The organism is Acidimicrobiia bacterium (assembly GCA_035651955.1).
In the GTDB taxonomy this organism is placed as follows: domain Bacteria; phylum Actinomycetota; class Acidimicrobiia; order IMCC26256; family JAMXLJ01; genus JAMXLJ01.
On record DASRES010000065.1, the window covers coordinates 1 to 12,725 of the forward strand.

At 71.6% G+C, this 12,725-nt stretch carries 15 protein-coding genes; 6 read left to right on the forward strand and 9 right to left on the reverse strand.

The genetic code is table 11. The annotated features are described in order from the left end of the window. The 3 genes from VFC33_13805 to VFC33_13815 all read right to left on the reverse strand — a co-directional run. Positions 1-180: hypothetical protein (locus VFC33_13805; protein ID HZR14311.1), on the reverse strand; the 180-nt coding region annotated here is incomplete at its 3' end. A gap of 228 nt (positions 181-408) precedes the next feature. Continuing rightward, the gene (gene rsrA / locus VFC33_13810) at positions 409-654 is read right to left on the reverse strand and encodes a mycothiol system anti-sigma-R factor (protein ID HZR14312.1); all 246 of its coding nucleotides are present in this window, start codon (positions 652-654) and stop codon (positions 409-411) included. 4 nt (positions 655-658) lie between these two features. Beyond that, positions 659-1,243, reverse strand: coding sequence for a sigma-70 family RNA polymerase sigma factor (locus VFC33_13815; GenBank protein HZR14313.1), 585 nt, complete (start codon positions 1,241-1,243; stop codon positions 659-661). Positions 1,244-1,347: 104 nt separating this feature from the next. On the opposite strand from VFC33_13815, the gene VFC33_13820 reads away from it, so the two are divergent. Beyond that, on the forward strand, positions 1,348-2,094 hold the full coding sequence (locus VFC33_13820) for a methyltransferase domain-containing protein (GenBank protein HZR14314.1): 747 nt from the start codon (positions 1,348-1,350) through the stop codon (positions 2,092-2,094). Between the two features lie 10 nt (positions 2,095-2,104). Here the strand turns inward: VFC33_13820 and VFC33_13825 are convergent, their stop codons facing one another. The 5 genes from VFC33_13825 to VFC33_13845 form a co-directional block, all read right to left on the reverse strand. Further along, positions 2,105-2,779 (reverse strand): hypothetical protein, encoded by a 675-nt coding sequence (locus VFC33_13825; GenBank protein ID HZR14315.1) that lies wholly within the window; start codon positions 2,777-2,779, stop codon positions 2,105-2,107. Positions 2,780-2,824: 45 nt separating this feature from the next. Then, positions 2,825-3,727, reverse strand: a complete 903-nt coding sequence (locus tag VFC33_13830; protein HZR14316.1) for an ABC transporter permease — start codon at positions 3,725-3,727, stop codon at positions 2,825-2,827. After that, positions 3,724-4,767: an ATP-binding cassette domain-containing protein gene (locus VFC33_13835; GenBank protein HZR14317.1), complete on the reverse strand. Its 1,044-nt coding sequence runs from the start codon at positions 4,765-4,767 to the stop codon at positions 3,724-3,726. Before VFC33_13835 ends, VFC33_13830 begins: the two co-directional genes overlap by 4 nt. Positions 4,768-5,033: 266 nt before the next feature. Continuing rightward, positions 5,034-5,204, reverse strand: a complete 171-nt coding sequence (locus VFC33_13840; GenBank protein ID HZR14318.1) for a CsbD family protein — start codon at positions 5,202-5,204, stop codon at positions 5,034-5,036. 52 nt (positions 5,205-5,256) lie between these two features. Beyond that, complete coding sequence (locus VFC33_13845; GenBank protein HZR14319.1) at positions 5,257-6,681, reverse strand: alpha/beta hydrolase-fold protein; 1,425 nt, start codon at positions 6,679-6,681, stop codon at positions 5,257-5,259. A 159-nt stretch (positions 6,682-6,840) separates the two neighbouring features. Between VFC33_13845 and VFC33_13850 the strand changes: the two genes are divergently transcribed. Continuing rightward, positions 6,841-7,086, forward strand: coding sequence for a DUF6458 family protein (locus tag VFC33_13850; GenBank protein ID HZR14320.1), 246 nt, complete (start codon positions 6,841-6,843; stop codon positions 7,084-7,086). Between the two features lie 19 nt (positions 7,087-7,105). On the opposite strand, the gene VFC33_13855 is transcribed toward VFC33_13850, so the two are convergent. Next, positions 7,106-8,176, reverse strand: a complete 1,071-nt coding sequence (locus tag VFC33_13855; GenBank protein ID HZR14321.1) for an iron-containing redox enzyme family protein — start codon at positions 8,174-8,176, stop codon at positions 7,106-7,108. A 72-nt stretch (positions 8,177-8,248) separates the two neighbouring features. Here VFC33_13855 and VFC33_13860 point away from each other — a divergent pair, with 72 nt between their 5' ends. From VFC33_13860 to VFC33_13875, 4 genes are all read left to right on the forward strand, one after another. Next, complete coding sequence (locus VFC33_13860) at positions 8,249-9,202, forward strand: glycosyltransferase family 2 protein (protein HZR14322.1); 954 nt, start codon at positions 8,249-8,251, stop codon at positions 9,200-9,202. A 61-nt stretch (positions 9,203-9,263) separates the two neighbouring features. Beyond that, the gene (locus VFC33_13865; protein ID HZR14323.1) at positions 9,264-10,700 is read left to right on the forward strand and encodes a wax ester/triacylglycerol synthase family O-acyltransferase; all 1,437 of its coding nucleotides are present in this window, start codon (positions 9,264-9,266) and stop codon (positions 10,698-10,700) included. 10 nt (positions 10,701-10,710) lie between these two features. Then, positions 10,711-11,973 carry an alpha/beta hydrolase gene (locus VFC33_13870; GenBank protein ID HZR14324.1) on the forward strand — a complete coding sequence of 421 codons (1,263 nt, stop codon included), beginning with the start codon at positions 10,711-10,713 and terminating at the stop codon, positions 11,971-11,973. A gap of 251 nt (positions 11,974-12,224) precedes the next feature. After that, positions 12,225-12,695 carry a MerR family transcriptional regulator gene (locus VFC33_13875; protein HZR14325.1) on the forward strand — a complete coding sequence of 157 codons (471 nt, stop codon included), beginning with the start codon at positions 12,225-12,227 and terminating at the stop codon, positions 12,693-12,695. Positions 12,696-12,725: the final 30 nt, after the last annotated feature.

Here is a 12,725-nt window from a genome sequence, read left to right on the forward strand (position 1 = left end):
GATCAAAAACCCCGACAACACGAAAAACGAATCAACACCCAAAAACCCGCCCCGCCCCCACCACACCGACCCATGAAACGCCATCACCCCCAACACAGCCACCCCACGCACCCCATCCAACCCCGGCACATACACCAAACCGGGCGGAGGCGCGACAGGGCGGCCAGGGGGAGCGGACACGTCGACGCGCGGGCCCCGATCGGAGCGCGGAGCGTGCTCCGCGGGGAGCTTCTCGACGCCGGTCATGCCCTCCGGCCCTCGGCCTGGTGTGCGGACGGTCTCGTGGTGGCGGGCCGCCGTGCGGCGCTGCCAAGCGCGGGCGCGCGGCCGCGCGCGGCGGCATTGTACGGACGATTTGCGCCAGTCGTTCCGGCGCGGCGGAATCGCGCGCCCGGCTCCGGTGCCGCGCTAGACGACGAGGTCGTCGGGCGGGAGCTCGTGGCCGAGCGCGGCGGCGATCCGGCGCCGCAGGTCGGGAGGCACCTCGTCCCGGCACTTGAAGGCGATCACCTGGCGGAGCTCGATCTCGAAGTCGAAGCCCTGCGCGCATGGCGGGCACTCGTCGAGGTGGCGGGCGATCGCCGCCCGCTTGAACGGCGTGAGCTCGCCGTCGAGGTACTCGTAGATGCGCTGGATGGCGTGCTCGCAGTCCATACCGTCATCCCCCCGCGGCGGTCGACGCCCGCGGGACCAGTCCTCGTTCCTCGGCCAGATCCCACAACCGCTTCTGGAGCTGCTTTCTTCCGCGGTGGAGCCGGCTCATGACGGTCCCGATCGGCACGTCCATGATCTCCGCGATCTCCTTGTAGGAGAAGCCCTCGATGTCGGCGAGCAGGACGGCCATGCGGAACTGCTCGGGCAGGTCCTCGAGCGCCTGCTTCACGACCTGGTCGGGCATCGCATCGAGCACCTCCGCCTCGGGGCTGCGCGCGGCCTCCGCCGCCTCGAGCCCGCCCAGGCGCCGGAACAGGTAGAAGTCCTCGACGTCGTCGAGATCGACCTGCTCGGGCCGGCGCTTCTTCGAGCGGTAGCTGTTGATGAAGGTGTTCGTCAGGATCTTGTACAGCCAAGCCTTGAGGTTCGTGCCCTCCTTGAACCCGCCGAACCCGCGGTAGGCGCGGAGGTAGGTCTCCTGGACGAGGTCCTCGGCGTCCGCCGTGTTGCGCGTCATCCGGAGCGCGGCGGAGTAGAGCGCCGACATGTACGGCATCGCGAGGTCCGCGAACTGCGCCTGGTCCGCCATCGGGGCGAGCGTACCCGCCGGACGGTGTGCGGCGGCGGGCGATAAGATCTCTCATCGCAAGACGTCTCGTCTCGACATATGAGACAACGAGGAGGAACGACGACGTGGCCGACCCGTGGGACCCCGACCGGTACGCGACGCACGCCGGGTTCGTCCCCGCGCTCGGCGGGCCTGTCGTCGAGCTCCTCGCACTGGCGCCCGGCGAGCGAGTGCTCGACCTCGGCTGCGGCGACGGTGCGCTGACCGAGCAGCTCGTCGCGCTCGGCGGCGACGTCGTCGGCGTCGACGCGTCGCCCGCGATGGTGGACGCCGCCCGCGCCCGCGGCCTGGACGCGCGCGTCGTCGAGGGAACGGCTCTCGGCTTCGACCGCGAGTTCGACGCCGTGTTCTCGAACGCCGCGCTGCACTGGATGCGCGACGCCGACGCGGTCCTCGCCGGTGTTGCGCGCGCGTTGCGACCGGGTGGGCGGTTCGTGGCGGAGATGGGCGGTCACGGATGCGTCGCGGCCGTGTGCGTCGCGCTCGTGTCGGTCCTCGCTCGTCACGGGATCGACGGGGTGGAGCGGTTCCCGTGGTACTTCCCGACCGTCGACGACTACCACGGGCGCCTCGAGCACGCCGGGTTCGTCGTCGACTCCATCGCGCTCGTCCCCCGTCCGACGTTGCTGCCCGGCGACGTGCGTGACTGGCTCGACACGTTCGCGACCGCGTTCCTCGTCGGTTTGAGCGACGGCGAGCGTTCGCAGGTCCGCGACGAGGTCGCCGATCTGCTCGCGCCGTTCCTGCGCGACGAGACGGGACGGTGGACCGCGGACTACGTGCGGTTGCGCTTCGCCGCGCACGTCGCCTGAGGCCGTTGGCTCAGCTCAGGATGTTCACGGCGCGCGCGCCGACGACGACGATCACGAGCACCGACGCCGCGGACTGGGCAACCATCAGCGCCTTCGCGGCCGGTGTGAGCGGCATGGCGTCGGTCGGGCTGAACGCCGTCGCGTTGGTGAACGCGACGTACAGGTAGTCGAGGAAGCTCGGCACCCAGCGACCGTCGGCCGCGGCCGGCGTCGTCATCTGCGGGAACAGGAAGTCCGGGCGACGGTGGTCGGGGCGCGTCCGGGCGAGCGGGCCGCCGCGGTCGAGCTCCCAGTACCAGAGGCCGAAGACGATGACGTTCGTCACCCAGATCGCGATGGCGGAGTAGATCAACTGACGGCCGCCGGCCTTGCCGCCGTGCAGCAGCCGGTGGACGAGCAGGCCGAGCGACGTGAAGTTCGCGACGCTCAACAGCCCGATCAGCGCGACCGACAGCGCGCGCAGGCCGGACGAGTCTCGCGAGGTGTGCGACGGGTTCGTGACGACGAGCGGGACGAGGATCGCGAGCTCGAGCACCGGGATGATCCAGCCGGGCCCGATCGTCAGCCGGTTCGGCAGGAGCAGGTACAGCGCGAGCGCGGCGACGATCGCGAGCGCCGCGGGCACGCGCGACTCGCCGGTCGACACGAACCCCCACGCCGCCTCGTCCTCGCGATCGCGCTCCACGCGCCCATTGTCGGACGCCGCGCGCCGCGCGCGGTGGACCCGCGGTCAGTCCGTCTTCGAGAACAGGCGCACCGCGACGGTGAGCAGCGCGAGCCCGAACGCGGCGCACATCGCGATCTCGAGCGCGACGGGGACGTGCCAGCCGCCCCACGTCACGGGCGGCAGCAGCTCGGCCCGGACCCGCGGCGAGGCGTGCACGTGCGCGAAGACGATGTGACGCATCGGGTCGACGAGGTACGTGAGGGGATCGAGCCTCGTCGCGACGTTCAGCCACCTCGGCAGACGGCTGAGCGGGAACACCGCGCCCGATAGGAAGAACATCGGCAGGACGAGGAGCTGCATCACGAACTGGAACGACTCGACCTGCTGCATCCGGCTCGCGATCACGATCCCGAGCGCGGTCAACACGAACGCGGTCAACGCCATGACGAGCAGCAGCCAGACGACGAGCAGCGGTGACCACGGCACCCCGACGGCGGGCGCGAGGACGAGCATCAGCGCGCCCTGCACGGTCGCGACCGACGCACCGCCGATGCACTTGCCGGTGACGAGCGCGCCCCGGCGGATCGGCGCGACGAGCATCTCGCGGAGGAACCCGAACTCCCGGTCCCAGACGATCGACACGGCGGAGAAGATCGACGTGAACAGCACCGTCATCGCGATGACGCCCGGGAACATGAACGTCCGGAAGTCGAAGCCCTTCGTCGCGCCGGTCGCAGCGAGCGAGCCGATCCCGCTCCCGAGCACGAAGAGGTAGATGATCGGCTGCGCGAGTGACGTGACGATGCGGGCCCGGCTGCGCGAGAAGCGGATCAGCTCGCGCTTCCAGACCATCTTCACGGCGCGCAGGTCGTCGCGCCACGTCCCACCCGCGACGCGTACGGAGACGACGTCGTCGCGTGACGGCGGCGCGGACGGTGTCGCGGTCGGCGTCGTGGTCGTGCTCACCGCGACCTGCTCGCGCGCATGAAGACGCTGTTGCGGAGGCGCTCGCCACTGGTCGCCTCGGCGTCGCGGATCGTTCGACCGGTGTACGTCATGAACACGTCGTCGAGAGTCGGGCGGGCGACGCTGACGGAGCGGATCGACACGTCGAGCTCGGCGAAGAGGCGCGGGACGAACTGCTCACCCTGCGCGACGTGCACCGTCACCTCGCCCTCGCTCATCGTCGCCTCTTCGCCGAACCGCTCACGGATCTCGGTGATCGCGCGGGCGTCGTCGTCGGTCTGCAGTCGCACGCGGTCGCGCCCGACGCTCGCCTTCAGGTTCTCGGGCGAGTCGATCACCACGATCTCGCCGTTGTCGATGATGGCGATGCGGTCGCAGTGCTCGGCCTCGTCCATGTAGTGCGTCGTGAGGAACATCGTGATCGCCTCACGACGGCGGAGCTCGTCGATGTAGCTCCAGATGTGCGCGCGCGTCTGGGGGTCGAGGCCGACCGTCGGCTCGTCGAGGAACAGCACGCGCGGTGAGTGCAGCAGACCGCGCGCGATCTCCAGCCTGCGCTTCATCCCGCCCGAGAACGTGCGCACGAGGCTCTTGCGCCGCTCCCACAGCCCGACCATGTGCATGACCTGTTCGAGGCGCGGCGCGACGGCCGCGCGCGGCACGCCGTACAGCTCGGCATGGAAGCGGAGGTTCTCGTCGGCGGTCAGGTACTCGTCGAGCGTCATGTCCTGGAACACCAGACCGATGCGTCGCCGCACCTCGGTCTGCTGCTCGACGACGTCGAACCCGTCGACCTCGGCGACGCCCGACGACGGGTGCAGCAGCGTGCACAGCATCGAGATCGTCGTCGACTTCCCGGCGCCGTTCGGGCCGAGGAACCCGAACGTCTCGCCGGGCGCGACGTCGAAGCTCACGCCCCGCACCGCCTCGAAGTCGCCGAAGCGCTTGCGCAGGTCCCGGACATGGATCGCGGGACGCGCGTCACGAGCCTCGTACCCGGCGCTGGGCGCGCGAAGGGCCGGACCCGGGGTGGTCGCCATGACGTGATCGTACGCGGACGCGAGACGGCCGGGCCGTGCGGTACGACCCGGCCGTGTCTCTTGGTCGCGCTCGCAGGCTCGCCGCTCCTGCGAGCTCGCTACGGACCCTTCGGGCTCCTCCGCTCGCCGCCGCGGACCCAGCCGCGGCTCCTACGAGCTCGCTACGGACCCTTCGGGCTCCTCCGCTCGCCGCCGCGGACCCGGCCGCGGCTCCTGCGAGCTCGCTACGGACCCTTCGGGCTCCTCCGCTCGCCCCGCGGGAGCGGTTACTTGAACGCGTCCTTGACCTTCTCGCCGGCCTGCTTCAGCGAGCCCTTCATCTGGTCGGCCTGGCCCTTCGCCTCGAGGTCCTCGTCGTCGGTGGCCTTGCCGGCGGCCTCCTTCGCCTTGCCCTTCAGGTCCTGGACCTCGTTCTTGATCTTGTCGCTCGCGGACATGTGCATCCTCCCTGGTCGCCGGTCGGGATACCCACCGCCCGTCGAGCGCGAATCACGATGCCGCGGCCAACGTCCCGGACCCGAAGCTGTCACCCGCGAACACGCTGCTCACGCTGGGCACCGGCCCGAGCGTGACGAGGATCGCCTCGCGCGTCGTGCCGGGCGGGACGACCGTCGAGCCGACGAGCGACGGCACGAGCGCCTGCGCCTCGTTCTTGACGCTCGTGCGGTTCGACCGGTCCGCCCATTCGAGCGCGACGAACGCGGGCGCGTTGGCGTCGATGGTCACGCCGTTCGCGTCGACGAACGACACCTTCGCGAGCGAGTACGCGCGTGACCCGGACCTCGGGTTCGCGATGACGACGCGCACGTACGACACCGCGGGCCAGCGCGCGTGGCGGCGCAGCCGGTCGAGCGCGCGAACCGTCGCGTCGTCGGCGGGCGCGGGCAGCGTGACGTCGAGCTGCGCGCCGTCGACCGTCCCCGTCCAGTGCCCGGTGACCGACGGCGGCAACAGCGACACCGGGATCTCGGGCGGCGGCGGGTGCAGGCGGATCCACTCGCCGTCGAGGAACCGCTCCACGCTCGGGAACGCGGCCGCGACGAACTGCCAGCTGTGCGATCCCGGGATGCTCTGGAACCACACCGGCACGCCGTCCTCCATCAGCGTCGACGCGGCCGCGAGCGACTCGCCCTTCACGACGCGCTCGTCGTCCTCGTCGCCGTCGACGATGAAGATGCGGTGCCCGTGCGCGGCGTCGAGATGGAGCTCGGGCGAGTTCGCGGCGATCGTCACGAGGTCGCCGCCGAACATGCCGGCCGGGTCGTCGACATGGAAGTACGCGGCCATGGGGATCGTGTCGTCGTACAGGTCGGGGTGGCGGAGCGCGAGGTTCGCGGCGCCGTAGCCGCCCATCGAGAAGCCCGCGATCGCTCGGCGTGTCCGGTCGCGACGGTTCGCACCCTCCACCGCGCTGATGACGTTGCTCGTCACGAAGGTCTCGATCTGGTCGGTACCGTCGCGGGCGTTCGCCCACTCCGTGTCGTCGTGGTGCGCGCCGTTGCCGTCCGGCGCGACGAGCACGAACGGCGGGTTGCCCTGCGCGAAGAACGTGTCCATGAGGCCCGGGAGCCCGGCGTCGAACACGTCGGACGCGTGGCCCGGGACGCCGTGCAGGAAGTACAGGACGGGCAGGCGGGGCGAGTCCGGGACCGGAGGCCGGTACACGTAGACGTCGTTCTTCCGGCCCGCGTCACCGGGCACCGGGACGTGGAGGATCTGGACCGTCCCGTGCTCCGACAGGTGGGGGACGCTGGTCGTCGTCGAGGCACCCGACGGCGCCGACGTGGTGGACGCGGACGCCGCGGAGCGCGTGCGGCCGGACCCGCGTGTCGCGACGACCGCCGACACCGCGCCGGCCGCGACGACCGCGAGCACGACCACGCCGACCACGACCGTCCTGCGACGCAAGGTCACGGCTCCCTCTGGCCGCCTGCTCCGCCGGCGCCGAACCGTAGCGGCGCCGGCGCCCGCTGCGGGACCGCTGCCTCGCGCGCCATGCGGCGTCCCGCCACGTTTCGCGCGCGCACGGGTGCGGGTAACCCCGGGCAACGGAGCACGAAAGGAGCCTTCGGCATGGGTGTCGGTGTGGGGCTGTTCCTGTTCGCAGCGGGCGCGATCCTCACGTTCGCCGTCGAGAAGACGGTGAACGGGATCGACCTGCAGACCGTCGGCGTGATCCTCATGATCGTGGGTGGTCTCGGGGTGGTGCTGTCGCTGCTGTTCTGGTCGGGCGGCACGCCGCTGCGGCGGCGCACGACCGTGTACGAGGACCGCGCCGGCGGCCGGCGCGTCTACGAGGAGCGGGGCGACATCCTGTAGGCGCCCGCGTTCGCGGCGGTCACTCGCTGCTGACGGCCCTCGCGTCCCACTCGGACGGGAGCGGCCGCAGCAGCGAGGACGACCCCGCGGTCCACGCGCCTAGCACCGCGTCGGTGAAGCGGTGCTCGACGGCGACGAGCGCGCGGGCGCCGAACACGACGTCGCCCGCGTGCTCCGGCTCGTCACGCGCGAACCCGTCCGCCATCGCGTGCAGCGCGATCTGCTCGTGCCGCGCGTCGACCTCGACGTGCGCGTCGTAGAAGCGGCGGGCCGCGTCGTCCACCCCGAGCCGCGCGAGGAACGCCGAGTAACGGCCCATCGGGACGACCGACGTCATCTCGAACAGCGTGAGGTGGCCGACGGCCGCGCCGCGCCAGCGCCGGTGCAGGCCCAGCATCGTCACCAGGTTGACGGTCGCGAGCGTCGGGCCCGGGATGACGTCCAGGTACGCGCCGTACGAGCTGTCGAGGGCGAGCGCGCGCATCGTCGTCGCGAACAGCTCGGCGTGCATCGCGTCGGCGTCGCCCGAGCCGTACTCGTCGCGCTGGATCTCGACCATCGCCGTCTTGGCGCGACCTCGCAGCCGCGGGATCGTCCACGTGTGCGGGTCCGCCTCCTTCAACTGGTACGCGCTGCGATGCACGCACAGCTCCCGCATGTGCTCGCGAGTCCCCGACGCGAGCAGCCATGCAGACAGCGACGGCCCGGTGTCCGTCGCGGCGAGTCCTTCGAGCACGGGGACGACATCGCGCGGATGCAGCCGCGGCGGCGGACCGACGAGGTCGACCAGGGCCTGCATCACGGCCTGCTCGAGGCGACGGCGAAGGTCGAGGAGCGCGGGCGCCCACTCCCACTCCGGATCCACGCCCGCGAACGACCGGTAGTGCAGCTCGTAGCTGCAGGTCAGCGCGAGTTGCACATCGTCGTCGGCGAGGACGTCGTCGACGTCGAGTGCCGGGACGAGGACCGGACCGAGCGGGCGCCGGAACGCGTCGAGCACGGCCTCGCTGACGGGACCACGGGGCGACGGGAGCGGGACATCGCGCGACCCTCGTCGGCCGCGGTCGCTGTCCGCTCGCTCGTCCGCCACGGACCTGCGTTACCCAACCCGCCCGCACCCCGAACCGGCGTGACGCGCGTCGCGTGCGGGAAGCATCGCGGCGTGCCGGCGCTCAGCTACGTCATCCCCGTTCGCGCGACGCGACCCGTCGACGAGCTCACGCCGTACCTCGCGTGGCTGGCGCGCGAGGTGGACGACGTCGTCGTCGTCGACGGGTCCGACGCCGCCGTCTTCGCCGCGCACCACCACGCGTGGCACGCGTCGGTGCGGCACGTCGGTGTCGATGCCGACGTCGCGTCGCCGATGGGCAAGGTCGGCGGGGTGCTCACCGGACTGCGACTCGCTCGTCACCGCCACGTGATCGTCGCCGACGACGACGTCCGCTACGACCGCGAGACGTTGGCGCGCATGGAGGACCTCCTGCGCGATGCCGCCGTCGTGCGCCCGCAGAACGTCTTCGCATCCTGGCCGTGGCACGCCCTGTGGGACGCCGGCCGCTCCCTGATCGCGCGGGCCTTCGGCGGCGACTGGCCCGGGACGCTCGGCGTCGACCGTGATCTCGTCCTGCACGCGGGCGGGTACGCGGGCGACGTCATGTTCGAGAACCTGGAGCTCGTGCGCACGATCGAGGCCGCGGGAGGGCGGCACGTGCGTGCCGACGACGTCTACGTCGCGCGCCTGCCGCCGTCGACCGCGCAGTTCGTGAACCAGCGCGTCCGCCAGGCGTACGACGAGCTCGCGCGACCGGGACGCCTCGCCGTGCAACTCGCGCTCCTCCCCGCCGTCGTGCTCGGCGGACGGCGTGTCGCGCTCGTCGTCGGGGCGACGGCGATCGCCCTGGCCGAGATCGGCCGCCGGCGAGCGGGCGGCGCGCAGCACTTTCGCGCGCGCGCCACGGTCCTCGCGCCCGCATGGGTCGCCGAGCGCGCGGTCACGTCGTGGCTCGCGGTCGCCAGTCGCCTGCGCCACGGCGGGATCCGCTACGGAGGGACGACACTGAAGCGGGCCGCGACATCACGACGTGATCTCGCGCGCAGCATCGCAGCGCGCGCGTGACACGCGGCGACTCCCGGGGTACACCTGGCGACGACGCGGGACGCGCGGGAAGGGGGACCCGATGCGGCGCATGGGTGGACAGGACGCGGCGTTCCTCTACGGCGAGACGCCGTCGTGGCACATGCACGTCTCGGCTCTGATGATCCTCGACCCGTCGACGACACCCGGCGGCTGGGACTTCGAGAAGCTCCGCCTGCACACAGCTGAGCGCCTCTCGCTCGTTCCCCAGTTCCGGCTGCAGCTCGTGGACGTGCCGTTCGGCCTCGACCGTCCCGGCTGGGTCGAGGCCGCCGACTTCGACATCGACCACCACGTGCGCCGGATCGCGGTCCCCGCGCCGGGCGGTCCCCGCGAGCTCGGCGACCTCGCGGGCCGGCTCACGTCGTACAAGATCGACCGGCGGAAGCCCCTGTGGGAGCTGTGGGTCATCGAGGGCGTCGAGGGTGGGCGCGTCGCGCTGCTCTACAAGGTGCACCACGCGCTCGTCGACGGTGTGTCCGGCATGGGGCTCGCGGAGGTGAGCTTCGACCTCGAGCCCGAGCCGGCCACGCCACCGGCCGCGTTCGAGCAGTCGGAGAAGCTGACCGGCGACGTGCACGCGCCCAACGTCGTCGAGCGGCTCGCGCTCGGGATGCTCAACGCGGTGACCCGCGTGCCGTACCGGATCGCGCGCTTCGGCGTGCAGAGCGTCGTCCAGGGCGTGACCGCCGCCGGCTTCCTGCGCCGGCGTCCCGTCGCGATGCCGTTCCAGGCCCCGCGCACGTCGTTGAACGGACAGTTCACCCCGCACCGGAAGCTCGCGTACACGACCGTGCCGCTCGAGCGCGTGAAGGCCGTCAAGCACGCGTACGACGTCAAGCTGAACGATGTCGTCCTCGCGCTGTGCGCGGGCGCGCTCCGTCGCTATCTCGCGAAGATCGGCGACCTGCCCGACCAGCCGTTGCTCGCGCAGTGCCCGGTGTCGCTGCGCGGCGGTGGTGACGACGAGATCGGCAGCAAGGTCGGGTCGATGTTCGTCAAGCTCGCGACCGACGTCGCCGATCCCGAGGCGCGCCTACTCGCGATCCACGAGAGCACACGCGACGCCAAGGAGATCGGCCAGGCGCTCTCCGCGGACAAGATCCTCGGGCTGACCGAGACGACGCCGCCGGGTCTCATCGGCCTCGCGGCGCGGATGTACACGTCGATGGGCCTCGAGAGCCGGGTCCCGCCGCCGATCAACGTCGTGATCTCGAACGTGCCCGGCCCGCCGTTCCCGCTGTACATGGCGGGCGCGCGCCTGGAGTCGATGTACCCGATGGGCCCGTTGCTGCTCGGGACGGGGCTCAACATCACCGTCGTCAGCTACAACGGCTCGATCGACTTCGGGTTCCTGTGCTGCCCCGAGATGCTCCCGGAGCCCACGCTCGTCGCCGAGGGGATCGCGCTCGCGCTCGACGAGCTGGAGGAGGCGGCGCGGCGGCGCGCGCCGGCGGAGCCGGCGACGACCCCTGGCTAACGTCGGGGACGTGATCTCCTGGATCTACCTGGGCGTCAGCGCCTGGGGCCTGCTCTTCACGATCTCGAGCCTGGTGCGCCTGCGCCGGCCGGCGTTCCTGCTGTTCCCGTACTTCATGGGCGCGTGGGTCACCGGCGAGCTCGCGCTGTTCCACGTCGCGTGGCAGGCGATCGCGACGATCGTGTTCGTCGAGCTCGGCGCGCTCGGCCACTGGCCCGGATGGCTGGGGCTCGCGCTGGCGGTGTGCTCCTGGGTCGGGCTCGCGTACGACCAGCGGCAGGCGATGCGTGCCCCCGGAGCGCTCGAGCGCGCGCTGCGGGCCGGGCTGGGCGACGACTACCGGAACGGGATCGACCAGGATCTCGCGTCGAAGCTCGCGACCGGTCTCCGCTTCGGCGCGCTGGCGCGCCCGTTCCACATGCGCGACCGGACGGTCGAGCGCATCACGGACATCGCGTACGGCGACGCCGGCAAGCGCAACCTCCTCGACGTCTACCGGCTCGAGCAACGGCCGGAGCAGCCGATGCCCGTCCTCGTCCAGGTCCACGGCGGCGGTTGGGTCTACGGCAACAAGCAGCAGCAGGCGCTCCCGCTCCTGTACCACCTCGCCGCGCGCGGCTGGCTCTGCGTGTCGATCAACTACCGGCTCGGCCCGCGCGCGACGTGGCCCGACCCCGTCGTCGACGTCAAGCGCGCGATCAAGTGGGTGCGCGAGCACGTCGCCGAGTACGGCGGCGACCCGAACTTCGTCGTGCTGACGGGCGGGTCCGCGGGCGGCCACCTCGCGAGCCTCGCCGCGCTGTCACCGAACGACCCCGCGTTCCAGCCCGGGTTCGAGGACGTCGACACCACGGTCGACGCGTGCGTGCCGCTGTACGGCGTGTACGACGTGCTCGACCGTCACGACAGCCGTGTCAAGCGCGGGATGGAGTGGTTCCTGACCAAGGTGCTGATGAAGCGGTCGCCCGACGAGGACCGCGAGATGTGGGACCGGGCGTCGCCCGTCTCGCGCATCACGCCCGACGCGCCGCCGATGTTCGTGATCCACGGGACGTACGACTCGCTCGTGTTCATCGACGACGCGCACGAGCTCGTCGCGGAGCTGCGCGCGGTGTCGCGCAACCCCGTCGTGTACGCGGAGATCCCGGGCGCGCAGCACGCGTTCGACACGTTCCACTCGGTGCGCGCCGACGCGACGGTCAACGCGATCGGTCGGTTCCTCGCGTACGTCTACTCCGCGCACATCGCCGCGGCGCGCGAGCGCGCGTCGTAGGCCCGGACCCTCTCATCGTGGGTTCATGGGCACGGCGCGATGTTCGGGCCGACCCCAATGCACGGCGGTCCGTCTCCGGTACGTGAGCCCCCACGGTCTCCGGTGACGGACCGTCGTCGCGTCCGGCCTCGTCAGCGTGCTGGTATCGTCGATCCTGACGTGGACGTGAAGATCCGGGCCAGAGGCGGGCCACAACGGACCGGGCGGCGACGGACCGGGCCGCGACGGACCGGGCGACGACGGACCGGGCGATGACCGACGAGGCGCGCTACGCCATCGGGGAAGCCGCGCAGCGAGCCGGCGTCTCGACGCGCACGCTGCGCTACTACCAGGAGCTGGGTCTGCTCACCCCGTCCGGCGCCAGCCCGGGCGGCAACCGCCGCTACTCCGAGGCGGACGTCGCGCGCCTGCTGCGGATCCTCGAGCTCCGCAACGTCATGGGGTTCGATCTCGAGCGGATCGGCGACATCCTCCGGGCCGAGGACCGCCTGGCCGAGCTGCGCGACGAGGTGCAGCGCGGCATCTCGCGCAAGCGCCACCAGCAGATCATCCGCGAGGCGATCGCGATCAACGCGCGCATGCAGGAGCAGGTGCGCAGCAAGCTCGCCCAGCTCGACGGCTTCATGACGGAGCTGCAGGCGAAGGCCGAGCGCTACCGCGAAATCGCGCGAGACCTGGGTGTGGGCGACACCGACGCCGACCTCGCCGCATCCGACCGCTGACAGCCGATCGGCCGACGACACGGGGCGCAG